Below are 19841 nucleotides of genomic sequence, written 5' to 3'. Positions count from 1 at the left end.
TTAGTTTTGCTTTCAAAGTAAATTTTTACTGCGTATTCGTGTTGGTATTCGTATTGGTATTCGTGTCGTCTTTGTTAGCTATGACCGCAGCAACAACAGCCACCGCAGCTGCAACGGCTGCAACCACCCCCACCGACACGCCTGCTGCTGCTGCACCTGCCGCAGCGGCACCTGCGCCTGCACCCGCGCCTGCGGCACCTGCTGCACCTGCGCTAGCACCCCCAGCGCCCGCGCCACCCGCAGCACCCGATTGGGTTTGTGCAAATGCTACAGACGATAAAGCCAAGCTAACCGAGAGCAATAAAGCAGTGAATTTTTTCATAGCATTTCCAGACAAAGTTGGTTGATGAGCGCCCTCAATGAGGTTTACCGCAAAAAGCAAGACACAGACTCACTTTTCAAAACGATATGAGATCTAATATACCCCAATTTGTGCATTTTAAAAAGCAAATGAAGCAGTTAAACAGTGACTATTTTCAAAGTGCATGCAACTTAAAAATACAAATTTATGATTAGTTTTAGAACATTTATCTGTCAAATCAAACAAGATCATCATTGAAAAAAGATTGTTTAATCAAGAAGTCATAATCAGACTGCCAACTATTTGCAGCAACCTTACCCTCTATTCATAAAAACAATGCTTTTGTCTTTTCTTTCGCGCAATTGGAAAGCCTTAGCTCTAGGCGTTTTGGCGACAGTGTTTGCCATGCTGGCAGTGTTCCAACAGTCGCAAGAACATTACCCCGTCGTCAAAATTACCAACGACGATCTAGTTACTACCATTCTTGTACGTGCCACCACAACATCTGCATCATGCGATGAAACACTCAAAAACATTGCATTCAGCATTCACAGCGCATGCAGTACTTGCGACACTGCGGCCAGCAGTTGCACCACACACTTAACACCTCAAGAAGCCGATCTGTTGTCTGGCAAACCGATTGCCAACTACTCTGCGCTTTTGCCAAACGGCATTGCGCAATATGAGTCCAATTCCAAGCTTGTTGCCCAACAAGCTTGCCTACAAAGTGCCCAACAGTCTGCCAACAAGGGCCTTTCGGTACGTTGCTACGCGCCTAACGAAACACGCCCCTTTGTGTCAACTCAGCTCATTGACACAAACAACAACATGCAAGGCATTTGGGCCGCTCTTGCTGTAGCGGCGTTGCTTGCATTGGCACTTCAACTTGCACCACCTGTTGCGTTCAGCTTTGGTCAGCACGCGCTCGCCATGCCGCGCCTTGGCAAGCAAGCCTTGATCGTGCTGTCAGACATCGCGGCACTTGAGGTCAGTCTGTATTTAGCCATGGCTGTGCGGTTTGAAAGCCTCTGGGTACCCACTACCTCTTTGGCCCAGCTGATGCTGGCAGCGCCTGTTCTGGCCTTACCCCTCTTTTTGCGGTTTGGCCTCTACCGAGCCGTCATGCGCTATGTGGGCTTGCAAGCCATTGTGGCCATTGCCAAGGCTGTGGCTGTGTACACCATGCTTTTATCAGCCACGGTGTTTGTGCTGACGCTGCAAGACGTGCCGCGCTCGGTGCCATGGATACATGGCTTGCTGACGCTGCTGCTGATTGGTGCCTCACGCACCGTGGCACGCCAATGGTTGTCACAAGCGCAAAACCATCACCCAGGCCACAACACACGCAAGCGCACCATCATTTTTGGGGCGGGCTCTGCGGGTGTGCAATTGGCACTGGCCTTAGCGCACAGCCGCGAAATGCAACCCGTAGCCTTTGTGGACGACGACGCCAAACTGCACCACAAACAAATTGCAGGCCTCACCGTTTATGCCCGCCAAGACATGGCAGAGTTGATTCAACGTGAACGCGCCACCGAAGTGCTACTGGCCATTCCGTCTACCTCGCGGGCAGAGCGCAACCGCATCATCCAAGAACTCGAAAAACTGCCAGTGCAAGTGCGCACCTTGCCTGGTGTGGCGTCTTTGGCAGAAGGCAAGGTCAAAACATCGGACTTGCGAGATGTAGAAATTGAAGACCTGCTGGGCCGCGACCCTGTGCCACCAGACCCCACCCTGCTCAAAGCCAACATCACGGGCAAAGCAGTGATGGTGACTGGCGCAGGCGGCTCTATTGGGTCTGAGTTGTGCCGTCAAATACTGGCGCAATACCCTCGGGTGTTGGTGTTGTACGAGCTCAATGAATTTGCGCTTTACAGCATTGAGCAAGAGCTACTGTCATTGCCTATCCCTGTCAGTAAAAACATTCAGCCTATCTTGGGCTCTGTTACGGACCCTTCCAAACTAGCCTTGGTGTTTGAACGCTTTGGCGTTGAAACGGTTTTTCATGCGGCCGCCTACAAGCACGTGCCCATGGTGGAGAAGAACCCTTGCGCTGGGGCGTTCAACAACATCTTGGGCACCTGGCATACCGCTCGCGCAGCGCGCGACAACAAGGTAGAAACCTTTGTGTTGGTGTCTACCGACAAAGCCGTGCGCCCCACCAACACCATGGGCACCACCAAACGTGTGGCCGAGTTGGCATTACAAGCTCTGGCACAAGAAGCCTTTGGCCCCACGCGGTTTGTCATGGTGCGCTTTGGCAATGTGCTAGGCTCTTCAGGCTCTGTGGTGCCGGTGTTTAGAGAACAAATTAAAAATGGGGGGCCAATTACCGTGACCGACCCTCGCATCATTCGCTACTTCATGACCATCCCTGAAGCCGCGCAGTTGGTCATTCAAGCCGGTGCCATGGGCCACGGTGGTGATGTGTTTGTGCTGGACATGGGGGAACCTGTAAAAATATTAGACATGGCCCGAAGAATGGTGCACCTCAGTGGCTTGACCCTGCGCGACGAGGCCAACCTAGCGGGCGATATTGAGATTGTTTTCAGCGGGCTACGCCCCGGTGAAAAACTGTATGAAGAGCTGCTGATTGGCGATAACGTCACGCCAACACGGCATCCGCGTATTCAGCGCGCTAATGAACAAATGCTAGCGCTTGAAACCATTCAGCAACTGATGCACAAAATAGAAAGTGCGTGTCAAGTTAACAACAGTCCCCTATTGCGTGAACTACTGCAAAACACGGTGACAGAGTTTGCGCCGCAATGCGGTAACGAAGACTTGTTAATGTGACACACCGTCGCGCTTGAGTACCTTCACAAAGGTCAACCACAAAATGCGCAAATCGAACCATAACGATTGGCGCTGTAGATACACAACATCCAGCTTCACCTTTTCATGGATCGGCAATTCATCGCGGCCATTCACTTGCGCCCAACCGGTGAGGCCCGGAACCAGTTGATCAACACCATGTTCTGTACGCAATGCAATCAAATCTTGCTGATTAAAAAGCGCCGGGCGAGGTCCAACAACACTCATGTCACCCTTCAAGATACTCCATAGTTGGGGCAATTCATCCAAACTGCTTTTTCGTAAAAATGAACCAATCGGCGTTAGATATGCATTTGGATTTGTCAATAAATGAGTGGCTACAGCCGGTGTGCCCACACGCATGCTTCGAAATTTCGGCATTTTAAAAACTACGTTATTTCGGCCTACACGATCTGACCAATACAGAGCGGGCCCCTTGGAAGTCAAACGCACCAATATAGTCAAGAAAAGTATTGGAATCGCGAGGAAAGTAACAGAAAGAAAAATTACTAGCAAATCAAATGTTCTCTTTAGCATTTATTCCCTTTTTTGGAGCATAAGAGGCGATTGGTCTAATGCTGATAAAGAAAGTACTCTGTTGTATAACATCGAGTATGCCGCGCCTAAAGCCTCACCAGAAAAGAACTCTTCGAAGCGTCTCCGTGCTGACATACCCATTTTGCACGCCAATTCTTCACTTGAGATCAATAAATTAACAGCCTCAGCAAAAAGATCCGGAGACTCTGGAAGGACTACAAAGCCAGTTTGATTATGAATATTTACATAGGAAGTGCCCGAACCAATCTCGCAACAAACCATGGGCTTTCCAAACATTGAAGCTTCTATCAAAACCATTCCAAATGCTTCTGAGCGCAAATGTGAAGGCAAGGCAAAAATACTACAATTTTTCAAGAAAAAGAGTTTCTCATCATCAGAAATTTGACCTACAAAAAGAACATTATTTACCCCCTTATCAGTCGCTAATTTTCTTAGATGTATCTCCTCAGGTCCAGACCCAGCGATTATGATAGTACCGTTAATGCGTGAAGCAGCCTCAACCAATGTATGAAAGCCTTTATAGTACCGCATTGCACCTAGCGCCAATACAAACGGTTTATCTCGCAACGAAAACTTATCGAATAATTTATTCTCTAGATCAGCGTCAATACTTTTATCGCGGTAATCAGTAATGCCCAATGGAATAATTTTCAATCTTTCAGGTGAGACAAAATTTTGGAGAACCTTACTTGTTTGAGCATAAGCTGGTGATGTAGCGACTACTGCGGCCATCGAACGAAGCATGCGCCGCATAAGCGGCTCATAAAATTTTCCAAGTAAACGCTGCCTGACAATATCGGAGTGATAAGTCAAAACTGCAGGTTTATTAACCAATGACATAAAGTGCAAAACATCTGCAAATGGCCATGGAAAATGGTAGTTAATTAAGTCAGCCCAATCAACTTCAGATCGAAATCTAGCCAAAGCGTCAAAACCGCCAATGTCACAAGACGCAGGTGCTAACCATGAACGTGAACGAGTAATAACACACTCATTTTTTTCAATTTGGCGGGGACTTGGATTTGGTGAAAGGGTAAATATTCGAGAATTAATACCATGCAACTTTGATGCGCCAGTAATTTGTCTAATTGCTTCTTGAACGCCACCTGGTGGATCAGGGAAATATGTACGATAAACGTGCAGTACTTTAATGCTCATAGATACACTTTATGTCAAACGTTTACAAAATGATTTTTTAAATTTAAAGATGGTGTTTTATTTCTACATCATTTAAGAAATATTACGATACACAAAAGAAGTCGCTTCCGCCACCTTCTCCCAAGAATATTTCTTGCAATTTTCAAATCCTAATGAAATCAATTTAGCGCGTAAAACCGAATCCTTTTCAATTAACACTATAGACTCAGCGATCTCATCATAATTTAATGGATCAACAAGAATGGCAGCTCCGCCTGCAACTTCGGGCATTGATGAAGTTTTAGAAGTAATTACTGGGCATCCATAACTCATAGCTTCGAGAATAGGAAGCCCGAATCCCTCATAAAGAGAAGGAAATAGTAACGAAGAAGCATTGGCATAATAAGTGGCCAACTCTATTGAACTTAGAAAGCCAGAAAAATGAACCCTGTCTTTGATTCCTAGCTCATCCGCTAGTGATCTCCATCTAGAATCTTCAATATCCTCTTTTCCCCCGAAAACAAGATGTAATGACGTCAGTGGTGCAGCCTTAGCGAAAGATCGTATGATCCCTTCAGTATTTTTATGATTTCTGCGACGGCCTACTGAAAAACAATAACTAAAAGTAAGTAGAGACTCTGGAGCATTATTAAAAATCAAAGGGGAATCCATAGATAGCGGAATGATACTATAAGGCCCCACTTTTCGAAATATTCGAAGGACGTCATTCCGCGTGTTTTCAGATGTGAATATTATATGATCACTATAATATAATGACCACCAAATTCTCAAGAACATGTACGCACGTTTTAGCAAACTAAGATTGCCACACTTTAGAATTGGAATAATATCCTGAATCGTACAAACAACCTTTGACTTTCTTTTCAGAAAAGGAACCAAAAAATTAGGTACGTGAACGATATCATATCCAGTCGGAACAGGGCAAAAAAAAGTTTTCAATGAGAGGATACTACCTGGCCCATCCAGAATATCCACTTTTAAAATGCCACGAATACCTTCAATATAAGTGCCAATTCCATCGCCGTGAATTGCAGGATAAAAAACTACTCGAGGATGTTTCATTTTCATTGCTGAATTTTTAAATTTGAAAAATTCTACACATTCTTATTAAGTTATCCAATTAATATAATCACCTGAATACCTCTTCCAAGAATAGCGCTCCGAAACAAAATTAATGCATTTTTTTGAATACTCATCATTTAATTTATTAGAATAAATCAAATCTTTAAGCTTATTAGAAATTGTTACTGGATTCAAATCCGCCAAAACCATTTCTTGGTCAAAGAGTGCAACGACCTCTGGCGGCCCTCCCTCAGGAGAAACAAGTATCGGTGTACCACAGGCCATGGACTCTAGTACGACAAGGCCAAAACCTTCTAAATCACGCGATGGAAGAATAAACAAATCCGAAGATGAAAGATACTTATTTAAAGTATTTTCAGGAATAAATCCTAGCATCTTTACATTATTTTCGAGTCCTAATTTAGTAATTAAATTAGAAAGATAACTCATTTGCACCCCCTGACCACCAATTAATAGAATGAAGTCATCGTAATCTTTTTTTAAAATTGCACATGCGCTGATTAGGATATCCAAGCCCATTCTTTTTTCTAGTCGTCTTACCGTTAGAAAAACTATACTCTTACCAGAATTAATGCTTGATCTAAAATCAGAATCATATACTGGGAAAAATTTATCGCCGTCCACCCCAGCCGGAATAATTTCAATAGAATTTTTTTTAATATTATACTTTTCACTTAAAATATTTTTTGTATAATTACTCAAAACCATAAACTTTGAGCATTTTTGCAAAAGATATTTTTCTAAAGAAAAAACTATCCAGTACATAATTGGACTAAATATATTTTTCATGAATATATTTATAAGTTTATTTTTACCTTCAAATCTTCCTATAAAACTCAAGCTGAACTCGCCAGCCCATGGCCCATGAAAAGTATAGTGGATTACATTATTTTTAAAAAATTTACGCAATGAGAAAAGGGCTGGTAGATATTGAACGTTGATAACATCAATACTTTTCGTGCTGATTAACGCCTCCACTGGGGCAAGATAATTACAAAAATGCGATTTAAGCTTAGTAAAGAGATTTGTTTCATTTATAGGAAATCTAATTATTTTAAAGTCTTTAACCGTACTCAATTCACCTTCATTAATGAAAAAATTTGATTTTCTGCTAATTTCAGGCACGATGCATGTGACCTGATGTCCCATTGAACATAAAACCTTGCAGTGTTCATATACAAGACGATGCGAGCCACCCATTGAAAATGGATAAATCCCATCAGTTATAATTAATATATGCATGAATAACCTCTTAAATAAGAATTCATTTCAAAATAAAAAATACTCGGATTTTCAATTTTCTCGCACTTCATGCTGCTACTTCAGGCTTCAATACTGAGTAATACTGACGGCTTACACGACGAATTACCAAAGGTATACCAAATATCATTCCAACCAACCAACCGGTACCAACACTCGCTATGTTTGTCTCTACGTTGCCTATTAGTAATACCGAAAAAAACAATATCAGCGATGCGAAAGAAAACCGCTGTAGCTCACTTGAAATAGGTTGTCTCAACATTGCAATGCGAAATTTCATAGCATAAACGAATAGAACTATAAAAGTAGCAAGAAAAGAACCAAGACCAATCACTCCACCAGAATAAAGAATATGCAAATAAATATTATGTGTATTAGTAAAAACCTCGTCTGCAATAGGATTATAAAATTGATACGTTCCATATCCATTGCCAAACATAGACACCCAAAACCCTGAGAAAGATTTCTGAATCACATCATCAATAACCACGAAACGCCTACTATTTAAATCATTATCTCCGATATCCATGATTCTCTGAAGAATCAGTGGGTCGGCATCAGATAATATAAAAGCAGAAATTATTGCTGAAATTATTGCGGAAATTGAAAGTATTCGATATCGATTAAAGTTCAAACCAAATATGTAAATTATCGATGTTAATATTAATACAAGCAGCGCACTCCTCGACATACTTAACGCTAAAAGAACAACGTAAAAGGTTTTCACAAAGCTTCGGACAAATCTATTAGAGAAAAACTCACTAAGAAAAAACCCGGCGATTAATTGCATTACGTAATCTGTGGGTGATCCGCACAAGCCCTTAACTCTAAACCAATCACCCGCGGCGATCAATACAAATCCATTTTCTGCAATCCATATAAACGTCTGAATTGCTCCAGCAATGGCATTGAATCCGAGCCCAATACTTAACGCATGCAAGAGTGATCTTATTTCACCGTAATTCGTCAGTCTAAAAAAACTAAAAAAAACAGCACAGTAAAATACAAGAATCTGACTTGAATACTTTAACGCCTGAAAATCACTATTAGCCCACAATGAAAATATTATTGATGCGATAAAAAGTAACGTCCATGCTGTGAAAACGGCTGGTAAAGCAAGCTTTCTATTTATGAGAGCTTTGAAAAAGGCCCCGAGCAATAATATTAAAAGTATAAAGTGCGATATATATAAATGCTCGCCAATAGTCTGACTGCTAAGCAACAGCATTACTGGTATAAAAATAAGAATGTCAAAATTCTTAAGTTTCATATTTTATTATAGATTCAATATATGTACTATATTCTATCAGAGGAGTAATAACTTAGATATCCTGTCTTTTTCTTTAGGACCTTAGCAGCAAAATCATATATAAATTTAATGATGACTTTAGGCAATATTGCGATCATGATTAATGGTATCGGAAACACCATAGCAAGCCATACCGGATAGTTGCGGAATCCTGCTTGAGAGAATTTCAAAACTGACTCCGGAGACCCCTGTAATTTAGCGACAATTAACGAGATAATAACACCTCTTGGCCTTAAATAATATCTCCATTCATTGCGGATTAATTTTCCTAACATTTTTTTTGTCGGTTTTTCTATATTAATATTTTGTAAATATCCAATTCCAAGAAAAACTGGAAGTATAGACAATCTTTGACCGATACTAATATTCGCCATCTCACACATGATAGTCTTTCTTTTTAAATAGAAAAAGCTATTGATATTACTTAATAAAATAAGCAATAGTTGGGGGGCAAAGCACCCAAGGCTTAATCGAGCATACGGAAGTGCTTGGGTAATGCTTTCTGAACGAATTATCGCCAAGGGGGCAAACATTAACTTTCTAAGCGGTATCGATCCACAAAATATGGTATTTGAATTGTAATAGCCTTGCTTTAAATTCAGCTCTGGATGATCTCCCGCATCAGAGTCGAAAAGCAAACAATCACATGGATTAGCTATCAAGGATTCTATTATGTTTGAAATTGAATCAGGGTACAAGCGATCATCGTCACCTAAAAACCAGACATACTCACCCAAGGCATTTTCATAAATACGAATAACGTTTTCTTGTCCACCACAATTTTTTTTGTTATTAATAATCGTCACAACGTAGCCAGACTTAATAAGATTTTCCATACAAATAGATATATCCAGATGCGGGCCATTATTAATTATTAAAACTTCACAATTTTCATAGGGAATACAAACTGAAATATTCATCAACAGTTCAGTTAAACTCTTTTCTCTAAGAAAAGTTGGAATACCAATTGTCAAGAAAATTTCTTTATTCATGGCTATATTCATATCTTTTTTTAACGAAGATTAATGTCCCGAAAATTAATCCAATAACGAGCACGACAAACAAATAGGAAATTACTGCACCATCAGCACCATATCTTGGAATTGATATTGCCGAGAGAATCGAAATAGCCACGCCACTAATTACCGAAAGGGGCATGAGTGGATCTTTTTTGTACGAACGCAGATACGCTCCCTGGGCCCCTGAAACATGATTAGCTAGAGCTGCAATACATAAACAAGTCATTAAGTTAAACGGCAGAATACGTTCTGAATACCTTGGGACGAATGTTTCTAAATACCAAAGCAAGGTTAAACCCAGGCTCACACCGGCAAAAAGCGTTAAGAATGATTGCTTCAGACCTCGATTGAATAAAGAATCTAGCTTTTTTAACTCTTTTTGTGCGATTAATTTACCGTAAGTCGGTGTCTTTGTCGTTATCCAAGTTATAGCTAGTCCATTCATAGCGCCTACAATTTGTAGACTCATACCCATTCTGCCGGCAACTACAGGTCCATAAGTAGCGAAAAGCAAAGGATTAAAAATTTGAAAAGAAAGATATCCACTCATCCAACTGATCGCTATGCGCCACTGAAAAGGCCAAATTTCATTGCGCCAATTCATTCCTGTCAATTCTGAACGGTGTACTAAAAGATCCTTGAAAAATGTTTTATAGTTACCCCACAACCATACAATACCTAGTAACGTCACGATCAAACTATTTGCCACCAATGCATATAAATGGCCGCCAAGGCTCAGAACAGTCCAGACAAGGACAGAGGATGAAATCGTCTGGGCAAGTCGTAAAATAGCCATTTCTTCGACTTTTCCACAACCCTCAAGTACTGCAACTGCTGCGGTAATGATTAAATTTATTGATGCGAAGACTACTACAAAGATCCATGGCGCGGCAATAGCCATATCGGATGAGTTTTGGCTTGAAATTACACCGAAGAAATAAAGCCCTAGGGGCAGTAGTATTGCGATCAATAAAAGACCCGCTACACTAAACCAGATGAGTGTAAAGTGCACTAACGACTGCAAACGCCGTTTAGATTTAGGATCCCCTAACAAACGTCCATCCGTTGACCATGTAAGGTGGGCCATTTCATGACTAGCAAACTGAACGATGGCATAATTTAATCCTAGCTCAGCAAATACTTGCAATGCAATAATACTATTAAAAGTGTAGTAATACCCTTGTTCTTCAGGGGAAATAAACTTGGCAAGAAAAAATATTGTTAACAGTCCAGCTCCAGCACCCCATCCTCGTGCCAATATCGTAAAAAAAATAGGTCTGTCGACACCTAGCTTATTCAAGAATTGCCATAACTTCAATGACACTAAATTCATCATTCCTTCACCATTGAAAGACCACCTAGTTCGTTAAGCATACTCTGAGTTCCTACCATCCCACATACTTTAGAATCTAGTGCTCTAACTATTACTCTACTCATGAATTGAGGTGAATCTTCCAATGATTCTCTTAACCATGAACCAAATCCACAGTCTGCCAGATGATCTTCAATTGTAATAACTGATTTCCAGTGTGCAAGCTGCCTCGCTTGCTTTAATTTAGTAGCCATGCTCCAAAGAGGCATAGAGTGAAGTGCAAAGCCTTGATATCTAGATGATGATAACCACTTCTCTGCCATTCCTAATACTGCACCTGTCGTAAGTAAAGTCTGGCAGCTATCATCTCCGTTTTTTATATTCAACCAGTAACCAGGCTCAATATTTGGTACATTGGGATGCAAACAATGCTCGCCAGCTTTACCGAGTCGCAAATATGACGTTTGCGGATTAGCTGACAAGTAGCGCATACACGCCCTTACCTCCATGGGATCACCTGGTGCAGCTATAAGCATATTTGGAAACATGCGCATGAGTCCATAATCTTGTATGGCATGGTGCGAATATCCCATATTGCCGTAAGCTAGGCCGCCCCCAACTGACACCACTGTTACTGGCAATTTGTGATAATCAACGTCATTGCGAATCTGCTCTGCGCAGCGAAAAGTAGGGAAGTTTGCAATTGAATAAACGAACACATGATAGCCCTCCGACGCCATCCCGGCAGCCAATCCCATCATATTTTGTTCGGCAACACCGGCATTAATGAAGCGTTCTGGAAAACGGTCAGCAAATGGTTCAACAACTGAATATCCTAAATCCCCCACAACCAAGGCTACTTTACTATTTTCGGAAGCGTAACTGACTAACTCCTCCACAAAAGCATTACGCATGATTCAACTCCAACTCCGCTATTGCCGCGGCCAGCTGTTCTTTATTAGGACTGCGATAATGCCATTCAACTTTATTTTCCATAAAGCTAACACCCTTACCTTTTACTGTGTGCGCAATTAGTACGCACGGTTTACCCGCTTCCCAAGGCAAACTACTCAATGCTAAATTAAGTTGGTCATGATTATTACCGTCTACTTGTTTCACCGCCCATCCAAATGAATGCAATTTCTTCTCTAATGGCTCTAGTCCAAGTGTTTTAGCAACTGTAGCAAGGCTTTGCAATTTGTTATAGTCAATGATTGCAATCAGGTTATCTAGGGCGTGATGAGCAGCAAACATAAATGATTCCCAATTACTACCCTCATCTAATTCGCCATCGCTCAGTAAAGCAAACACTTTCCATTTTGAGCCTTGGTTTTTCGCTGCCAAAGCTTTGCCTGTAGCAAACGGTAAACCGTGCCCCAGTGACCCTGTAGAAAATTCAACACCTGGAATTTTGTGACTTATATGAGCCATTAATTGTGATTCATCATGTCCGTAGGTCTCAAGCCTCTCTAGTGGCATGAATCCCTTGAGCGCTAGCGCGGCATAAATAGCGGCCCCAGCATGCCCTTTACTTAATATGAATCTATCGCGCTCCGTCCAATTCGGCTCTTCAGGTCTTAGATTAAGGGATGCCCCATATAAGACCCCGACAATATCTGCGATTGATAAACATGAGCCTACATGGGATGCTTTTGCATTATGAGTCATCCTTAACACATTGATTCGGATTTGTTTTGATAGCTCTATGGTTGTCATGTTCATGATTTATGCTTTGAATACCAATCAACAGTTCTTTCTATACCTGTGTCGAAATCGAACTTGGGCGACCAACCAGCTAGTAATTTTAATCGCTCTATGTTGGCCTCTAAATGCATAACCTGATCCGATCGGTATGCTACTTCGCCAAAACCTAAGGGCAAATCTTGATTAATGAGATTTCTAATTTTTTCAATCATTGCTCTTAAACTTAGCGCACGGCCAGAACCAAGATTAAAAACCCCTGTAGCCGCACTACTTTTTAATACAGCTGCAATAGCTGAAGCGACATCCTCAACATAAATATAATCCCAAAGCTGTTCTGCATTTGTTAACCGTGGTTTTCCATTTGCAAACAACGTTTTTATTAGGTACGGAATCAGCCAATCAGAATTGTCATTGGGGCCAAACGATGAAAACAATCTCAACCAAGCATGCCTTAAACCGAGCTCTTGACATAAGCGCTCACTGAGATTGCATGCTGCTAGTTTTGATACGCCATATAAGGTAGTTGGGCTTGTTTTTTCTTTCTCATCTATTTTATTTTGGCAAGGCCCATATTCAGCTTGAGAGCCAAGCCCAATCCAGTCTTTTGCACCGACCTTTGAAGCCATTTCTACTAATTCAAGTGTCGCTGTAATATTACGCCATTGGATTATTGCGTTTCTATCGCGCCCCATAACACCATTCCAAGCCAAGTGCACGAATGCCTCTGGCTTAAACTTTTTTACTTCTTTTTCAAAGTTTTTTTGATTATTGAGATCGCCACGAATGATATTTGTTTGGTTAAGAACGTCGACTATACGCACAGCTCTCTCCGGTGCCCTCAGAAGAACAGCCACATCATGCTCACCAGAAGCAAGTATCTCTCTCAAGAAAAATGAGCCAACAAACCCAGATGCACCTGTCAAAAATACTCTCATGAAACACTCTCACTAACAGGAAAGAAATCAGCAAGTGAAACAATTTTATCTGAGCTAAACCCCTTTTCTGTTAACTGTTTTTTTATTTCATCAAAGTAACCAAATGAAAAAATAAGACAATGCGCACTACTGAAATCCGACCAACCATCCGGACCAACGATAGGAATTCTTGTCTTTGGTGTGAAGTAGCGTTCACTTTGATAATTTGAATCGAACAGTGCCTTGAATCGCTCACTCTTTCTAAGTGCAGCCAATGTCATTACACCGCGGCCGCCGGCCCCAAAACCAACCAAATCACTGTTTATTGGAAGTGAATCTACCCAATCATCTATTCTTGCTATTGTTGTTTTAATTCGCTGATCAAGGTCATTTAATAAAGGGTTATGTAGGTTATTATTCTTGTCGTGTTCACACGTATCTATTCTAACTTTTTTCGCCATGACAATAAGAGAATTACCTCTGACCTCATTATTTGAAAGTGGGTTTATTGAAACCACCTCAAATCCTAGCGATCGAATCAAGCTTCTTGCGTTATCAGGGGTTAGGTATATTGTGTGCTCATGCTCAAGAAGACAATATTCGGTTCGTTCGATAATTTTTTCTAAATTATGAACTTCGAAGGTTAATATACCCCCCTCGTTCAGTAGTGCATAGGCTGTTTGTAAGTAATCGATTGGACTCCGAACATGGTCTAACGTGTAAGATGATAAACATATATCAAAGGTTTCATTCAGTTTTTGTTTTGTATGCGCACCAAACAAATCTACTTGAGTCGGAATGTCAGATTTAATAGCAACTTGTGCCAAATACTCACTTGGTTCTATACCCAATACTCTTGCCACCGATAAAGTCTTGAACTGCTTTAACTGCTCGCCATCACCTGAACCTATCTCAAGTACTGATGCCGGTGGCTTAGCATTTATTTTTTTATAAGCGTCACAAACAGCCGCGGCGTAGCGTTGCATGAAATTTTGCACAAAGGCTGAATGACCGCTACTATATTGATAATCTTGATAGTATCCTTCATGATCAAAGTCTGCAGGGTTTTGAACCAATCCACACTGCTGGCATTCTGATATATTTATATCTCTTAAGTATTCCTTTCTATCTTGGTTTTCGATAGAAATGAAATCATCAGTAAGGGGCATATTTTCTAATAACACCACGCACTGAAGATCGGCGCCACCACATGCTCGACATTTATACTTCATTCATATATCTCCTGAAATTTGCTTGGAATAATAATTTTTATTAAACAAGATTAAATTTACCAAAAATCGTGGTGCATAATTCATCAGTTTTGAGTTGATGTTTGATATGTACGTATTTGATTCATTGTTAGCTCGTGTATGTCATCACCGGCTTGTCTTTGCTTTGACCAGCTAATGATCAGTTTCAATGCATCTGGAAGACGAAGAGCAGGATTCCAGTTCAAATTACTACGCGCCTTTGAAATGTCTAGCTTTAGATAGTTGGCCTCATGCGGATGCACGCTCATATCGATTTGCCACTTAGCGTTGCACCCCCACAGCAACGCCATTTCTTCGACTATCCAACCAACTGACTTGCAATCCTCGTCATTTGGGCCGAAGTTCCAAGCTTCAGAAAAGCGGGGGCCCTGTTCAAAAAGATTTTCTGCTAAGGTAAGGTAGCCACGCAAGGGTTCAAGCACATGCTGCCAAGGACGGATGGCGTTGGGGTTGCGAATATTAAGCAGCTTGCCTTGCTCGAAGGCGGAGAGGATATCGGGTATCAAGCGGTCAGTTGCCCAGTCTCCACCACCAATAACATTGCCCGCCCGGGCCGTTGCTATGGCAACGCCATGATCAGAGTAACTATCGGAATTAAAATAAGATGATCTATACGCAGAGCTAACCAATTCTGCGCAGCCCTTGCTATTGCTATAAGGATCATAGCCACCCATAGGCTCGTTTTCACGATAACCCCAGACCCATTCGCGGTTTTCATAACATTTGTCAGTTGTGATATTAACAACCGCCTTGACACCTGGCGTATTTCGAACCGCTTCAAGTAAATTCACGGTCCCCATCACGTTTGTTGAGTATGTCTCGATTGGATTCTTGTACGAATAACGCACCAACGGTTGTGCTGCCATGTGAATGACGATCTCAGGTTTATGCTCCGAAAATACAGCTTGCATTTTAGGCAAATCGCGGATATCGCCAATAACACTGTTCATACCCTTGCCGACTTTAGCCGCTTCGAACAAGCTCGGACTGGTCGGCGGATCAAAAGCATACCCCACTAACTTCGCACCCATTGATTGGAGCCAGAGTGAAAGCCAACTGCCCTTAAAACCGGTGTGACCTGTGAGCAGCACACGTTTACCCTTCCAGAATATAGGCTTCACGACCACACCCTCCAAGGTGCTTTTCCGGATTGCCACAACTCCTCGAGGTGTATCTTATCGCGAAGAGTGTCCATGGGTTGCCAAAACCCGTTATGCGGAAAGGCAACCAATTCGCCTTCTTGCGCTAAACGTTCTAGTGGTTCGCGCTCCCAAATAGTATTGTCATCTGCGATGTAATCGATGACCTTCGGAGATAAAACAAAGAAACCGCCATTAATCATGGCACCATCACCTTTCGGCTTCTCCAAAAATGTGGTGACTTTATTTTCCATTAGATTCAAGGCACCGAAACGGCCAGGCGGAATTGTTGCGGTTAGAGTCGCCTTCACTTTTTGCGATCTGTGGAAGGCAATCAACTCGGTGATGTTGACATCACTCACGCCGTCCCCATATGTCATACAAAATAATTCATCATCCTTGACATAATCAGCAACGCGCTTTACACGACCAGCAGTCATCGTGTTTTCACCTGTATCTACCAGAGTAACGCGCCAAGGTTCAGCGCTCCGATGGTGCACTTCCATGCTGTTATTGGTCATGTCGAAAGTAACGTCGGACATGTGCAGAAAATAATTAGCGAAATACTCCTTGATGACATAGCCTTTATAGCCACAGCAGATCACAAAGTCATTAATTCCATAGTGGGAATAAGTCTTCATGATGTGCCACAGAATAGGCTTGCCACCAATTTCGATCATCGGCTTTGGCCGAGTTGATGTCTCTTCGGAGATTCGCGTTCCAAGCCCTCCGGCCAGTATGACAGCTTTCATAGTTCTCTTTTTCACTTAATTTAACAACTGGATTCTGCGAGCAACATGCGACGCAATGTATCTTCTAGATTAATTTCAGGCAAAGTCTTTGCGTGTCTCAAAAATAAGCTTCTAAGTTTATTGATGTCACCAAACAGCCGTTGAACTTCATTTGCGCGTACGAATGCAGAGCTAACTTCCACATTGATTTGGTGTCCAGTAATACGAACAAGCTCGTCAATTACATATTGGAGTGTGTGTGGTCGACCAGTACCAACGTTGTACACCTCTCCCGCCTCTCCATGCTGCAGTAAATGCAAATAAGCACAGCAAACCATCTGAACATCATTAAACTCCCGTTCGACGTGAAGATTGCCTAGCAAAATAGACGGTGCTCGCCGTGCGAAATGATGCACTAATTTAGGTATGAGAAAATTTACCGCCTGCCCGGGCCCAGTATAATTGAATGGACGTGTGGTTATTATTGGTAAACGATCTGTATATGCTCGTGACATGAACTCCATGGCCAGCTTGCTCATAGAATAGTGATTAACAGGCGCAGGGAACTGGCTTTCCAAAACAGGTGATTCCGAACAATTCCCATAAACATTGGCACTACTAGCCAACAGCACACGTTGCGGCGTTACAGGCAATTTAACCAATGCTGCCAATAAGTTGATGGATCCGACCACATTAACAGCATAAAACGCACTATCATCCGCATGAGCTACAAAACTGATCGCAGCAAGATGCACTACAGAGTCTGGCATTGTTGCTAGGACCTCTCTCTCCAATTCCTGGGAATCCCTCAAATCAGACAATAAAGGCACCACATCGTGCCCGTGGGCGCGAGCCAAGTCGGCGAAGTGCCGTCCAGTAAACCCATCTGCACCCGTCAAAAGTATTTTCAAAACGTTAACCCGCTTTGGATGCGGCGCAAATCCGCTTCTACCATCATCTGGCAAAGCTGCTCAAGTGAAGTTTTTGCCTCCCAGCCTAGTTTTGTTTTTGCTTTGGATGAGTCACCGATCAGGAAATCAACCTCCGTAGGTCGATAGAACCTAGGATTAACCTGCATGACTGTCTTTCCAGTAGCAGTATCAATTGCCAACTCGTTTTCAAACGTGCCTTTAAAATCCACAATAATTCCAACAGCTTTAAACGCCATCCGCACAAAATCCCGAACGGTCTCTGTCCTATTGGTAGCCAACACAAAAGTATCTGGCTCATCAGACTGGAGCATGAGCCACATGCCCTCTACATATTCCTTAGCGTAACCCCAATCGCGCTTAGCATCCAAGTTACCCAACTCAAGTACATCTAGTTTTTCAAGCTTGATCTTTGCAACGGAATCGGTAATTTTACGTGTAACAAACTCGCGACCGCGCAGTGGGCTTTCATGGTTAAAAAGAATCCCACTACTACCGAAAATATTGTAACTTTCACGGTAGTTGATCGTCATCCAGTGAGCATATAGCTTGGCAACACCATAAGGACTGCGAGGATAGAAAGGGGTATCTTCTTTTTGGGGTATAGCCTGGACTTTGCCAAACATCTCGGAGGTGCTGGCTTGGTAGAAACGAATTTTAGTGTTTACTAATCGAATCGCCTCCAGCAGATGCAGGGCACCAATCCCGGTAATCTGTGCAGTGGTACTAGGTTGTTCAAAACTCACGCCAACAAAACTTTGAGCTGCCAAATTATAAATTTCATCCGGCATCACCTTCTGCACGAGGGCAATATTTGCACCAAGGTCAGTCAGGTCGTATTCTACCAAATGAAGATTTTTATGATTTTGAACGCCTAGTTCGTCCATTCGCCAAAAGTTGACAGAGCTTGTACGACGATAAGCGCCATAAACTATATAGTCTTTTTCCAACAATAGCTGGGCTAAATAAGCACCATCTTGGCCGGTGATACCTGTAATCAATGCTGTTTTATTTTTCTTATTAACCATTTTTTAAATTTTTCTATATATTTTTAAATCACACAATGTGGTCTTCACATGAATAGCTTCCTAACTAAACCTAAATGAGATAAGGCCCGCTAACCACCAATACCGGGACTTGATCAGTCCTAATTACGCCTCACACTCCATGCCTGCTTTAGCAATAACAGTTGCGTCCCGCCAGACTGCGTCGCTCTGCGCAATGCCCGGCGAACAAATGCAATCAGCACTCCTAAAAACAAACCAGCAAATGCAGCCACCAATACGATGATGGCTCGCTTAGGCTTCGATTTACGCTCTGGTGCCATCGCCACATCAACCTCTTGCAGCAACGGCCCTTCTTTGGCCTCGTCCACACGCGCCAGCTCATACTGTTTGATCAACACCTCCAGCATGGCCTCTTGCACTTTGACGTCTCGGTAAGACTTGACCGCCTGCTGTTGGTTAGGTGACCCTTGCACGTCCCCTCCGCCGCCTTGTTCTAGCTTTGACAGTTGGCCACGCATGGCCGACAGCTCGCTGCTGATGCGCTGCATGTCTGGGTTTTGCGCTGTGGCAAAACGGCTCATGGCTTGCAGCTGCACCTCACGTGCGGCAATTTGCCCACGCAGCTCGGCACTGGCGCGCACACCGCTCTCAGCCAAGACAGCGGTCACTTGCATGCCCGATTTTTCTTTGGCTTGTCTAAAGCTTTGTTCAGCAGCAGCCAGCTCTTCTTGCACTTTTTTGATTTGCTGCTCATAAAACACGCGCCTCTGTTGAGCGTCGGTCACCGCCAGGCGGCCCAGCAGGTTGCGCAGCTCTTCTACGTGAATGTTGGCCAGCTGGGCAGCAAAAGCCGGGTCTTTGTCGTCTGCCTCGATGGTGATGAGGCCAGATTTTTTGTCTGGAGAAATTTTGACTTTCTCTTTCAACTCAGTGCGCGTGTCGGTGAGTGTTTTGGCCTCGTAACGCTCTTGCAAATTCAGCCGCTTGATGACGGCGTTTTGCAGGCCTTCGCTTTGCATGAAAGCCACATACATTTCATCGGGGCTTTTGATGCCCGCCGCGGCCCCGGCCAAGCCCGCCAAGCCACCCAAACTGGCCAACGCAGAGGCTGCGCCACTTTGCTGCTGCTGAGGCGGCATCATCACCGTTTTGGCAGTGAAGATGTGCGTCATCAACAAGCTCGCCACAAGTGCCAGCGTGGTGGTGATGGCAGGCACTGCGAAAAGCGTTTTCTTTTCTTCACCCAATGCAATAGCAAGGTCGATGAGGCTGATTTCGTCGTCTTCAGACTCTACGGGGTTGGCTGTAGTTTGGTTCATTTCAGACATCTGC

The 19841-nt window shown here is 42.9% G+C and carries 18 protein-coding genes; 1 reads left to right on the top strand and 17 read right to left on the bottom strand.

The window, feature by feature from the left end:
* Nucleotides 1-25: 25 nt before the first annotated feature.
* Nucleotides 26-322: a hypothetical protein gene (locus B9Z41_RS17055; protein WP_158236177.1), complete on the bottom strand. Its 297-nt coding sequence runs from the start codon at nt 320-322 to the stop codon at nt 26-28.
* Nucleotides 323-1096: 774 nt separating this feature from the next.
* Between B9Z41_RS17055 and B9Z41_RS13220 the strand changes: the two genes are divergently transcribed.
* Nucleotides 1097-3097, top strand: coding sequence for a nucleoside-diphosphate sugar epimerase/dehydratase (locus B9Z41_RS13220; protein WP_233202675.1), 2001 nt, complete (start codon nt 1097-1099; stop codon nt 3095-3097).
* Here the strand turns inward: B9Z41_RS13220 and B9Z41_RS13215 are convergent.
* The 16 genes from B9Z41_RS13215 to B9Z41_RS13140 all read right to left on the bottom strand — a co-directional run bounded on the left by B9Z41_RS13215 (nt 3089) and on the right by B9Z41_RS13140 (nt 19837).
* Nucleotides 3089-3652, bottom strand: a complete 564-nt coding sequence (locus B9Z41_RS13215; protein ID WP_100147535.1) for a sugar transferase — start codon at nt 3650-3652, stop codon at nt 3089-3091. The genes B9Z41_RS13220 and B9Z41_RS13215 overlap by 9 nt on opposite strands.
* A complete protein-coding gene (locus tag B9Z41_RS13210; protein ID WP_369823336.1) occupies nt 3653-4831 on the bottom strand; it encodes a glycosyltransferase in 1179 nt (392 codons plus the stop codon). It lies immediately after the preceding gene.
* A 72-nt stretch (nt 4832-4903) separates the two neighbouring features.
* On the bottom strand, nt 4904-5893 hold the full coding sequence (locus tag B9Z41_RS13205) for a glycosyltransferase family 1 protein (RefSeq protein WP_233202673.1): 990 nt from the start codon (nt 5891-5893) through the stop codon (nt 4904-4906).
* A 45-nt stretch (nt 5894-5938) separates the two neighbouring features.
* Nucleotides 5939-7156 carry a glycosyltransferase family 4 protein gene (locus B9Z41_RS13200; protein WP_100147533.1) on the bottom strand — a complete coding sequence of 406 codons (1218 nt, stop codon included), beginning with the start codon at nt 7154-7156 and terminating at the stop codon, nt 5939-5941.
* Nucleotides 7157-7223: 67 nt separating this feature from the next.
* Nucleotides 7224-8444 carry an O-antigen ligase gene (locus tag B9Z41_RS13195; protein WP_100147532.1) on the bottom strand — a complete coding sequence of 407 codons (1221 nt, stop codon included), beginning with the start codon at nt 8442-8444 and terminating at the stop codon, nt 7224-7226.
* 26 nt (nt 8445-8470) lie between these two features.
* Nucleotides 8471-9475 (bottom strand): glycosyltransferase family 2 protein, encoded by a 1005-nt coding sequence (locus B9Z41_RS13190; RefSeq protein ID WP_158236176.1) that lies wholly within the window; start codon nt 9473-9475, stop codon nt 8471-8473.
* Nucleotides 9468-10835: a lipopolysaccharide biosynthesis protein gene (locus tag B9Z41_RS13185; RefSeq protein ID WP_158236175.1), complete on the bottom strand. Its 1368-nt coding sequence runs from the start codon at nt 10833-10835 to the stop codon at nt 9468-9470. Before B9Z41_RS13185 ends, B9Z41_RS13190 begins: the two co-directional genes overlap by 8 nt.
* Nucleotides 10835-11728 (bottom strand): transketolase family protein, encoded by an 894-nt coding sequence (locus B9Z41_RS13180; protein ID WP_100147529.1) that lies wholly within the window; start codon nt 11726-11728, stop codon nt 10835-10837. The genes B9Z41_RS13185 and B9Z41_RS13180 overlap by 1 nt, the downstream gene beginning before the upstream one ends.
* Entirely contained in the window at nt 11721-12536 is an 816-nt protein-coding gene (locus tag B9Z41_RS13175) for a transketolase (RefSeq protein WP_100147528.1), read from the bottom strand. The genes B9Z41_RS13180 and B9Z41_RS13175 overlap by 8 nt, the downstream gene beginning before the upstream one ends.
* Complete coding sequence (locus B9Z41_RS13170) at nt 12533-13453, bottom strand: NAD(P)-dependent oxidoreductase (RefSeq protein WP_100147527.1); 921 nt, start codon at nt 13451-13453, stop codon at nt 12533-12535. Before B9Z41_RS13170 ends, B9Z41_RS13175 begins: the two co-directional genes overlap by 4 nt.
* Entirely contained in the window at nt 13450-14664 is a 1215-nt protein-coding gene (locus tag B9Z41_RS13165; RefSeq protein ID WP_100147526.1) for a methyltransferase domain-containing protein, read from the bottom strand. The genes B9Z41_RS13170 and B9Z41_RS13165 overlap by 4 nt, the downstream gene beginning before the upstream one ends.
* Nucleotides 14665-14747: 83 nt before the next feature.
* On the bottom strand, nt 14748-15824 hold the full coding sequence (rfbG, locus tag B9Z41_RS13160; RefSeq protein ID WP_199172994.1) for a CDP-glucose 4,6-dehydratase: 1077 nt from the start codon (nt 15822-15824) through the stop codon (nt 14748-14750).
* Nucleotides 15821-16594, bottom strand: a complete 774-nt coding sequence (gene rfbF / locus B9Z41_RS13155; RefSeq protein WP_100147525.1) for a glucose-1-phosphate cytidylyltransferase — start codon at nt 16592-16594, stop codon at nt 15821-15823. The genes rfbG and rfbF overlap by 4 nt, the downstream gene beginning before the upstream one ends.
* A 20-nt stretch (nt 16595-16614) precedes the next feature.
* Nucleotides 16615-17484, bottom strand: coding sequence for an NAD-dependent epimerase/dehydratase family protein (locus tag B9Z41_RS13150; protein ID WP_100147524.1), 870 nt, complete (start codon nt 17482-17484; stop codon nt 16615-16617).
* Nucleotides 17481-18530 (bottom strand): GDP-mannose 4,6-dehydratase, encoded by a 1050-nt coding sequence (gmd, locus tag B9Z41_RS13145; protein WP_100147523.1) that lies wholly within the window; start codon nt 18528-18530, stop codon nt 17481-17483. The genes B9Z41_RS13150 and gmd overlap by 4 nt, the downstream gene beginning before the upstream one ends.
* 119 nt (nt 18531-18649) lie before the next feature.
* Nucleotides 18650-19837, bottom strand: coding sequence for a GNVR domain-containing protein (locus tag B9Z41_RS13140; RefSeq protein ID WP_100147522.1), 1188 nt, complete (start codon nt 19835-19837; stop codon nt 18650-18652).
* Nucleotides 19838-19841: the final 4 nt, after the last annotated feature.

This window comes from Limnohabitans sp. JirII-31, from assembly GCF_002778315.1.
Taxonomy (GTDB): domain Bacteria; phylum Pseudomonadota; class Gammaproteobacteria; order Burkholderiales; family Burkholderiaceae_C; genus Limnohabitans.
Note: the sequence above shows the minus strand (reverse complement) of the source record. Positions and strands in the feature narration are given on the sequence as shown.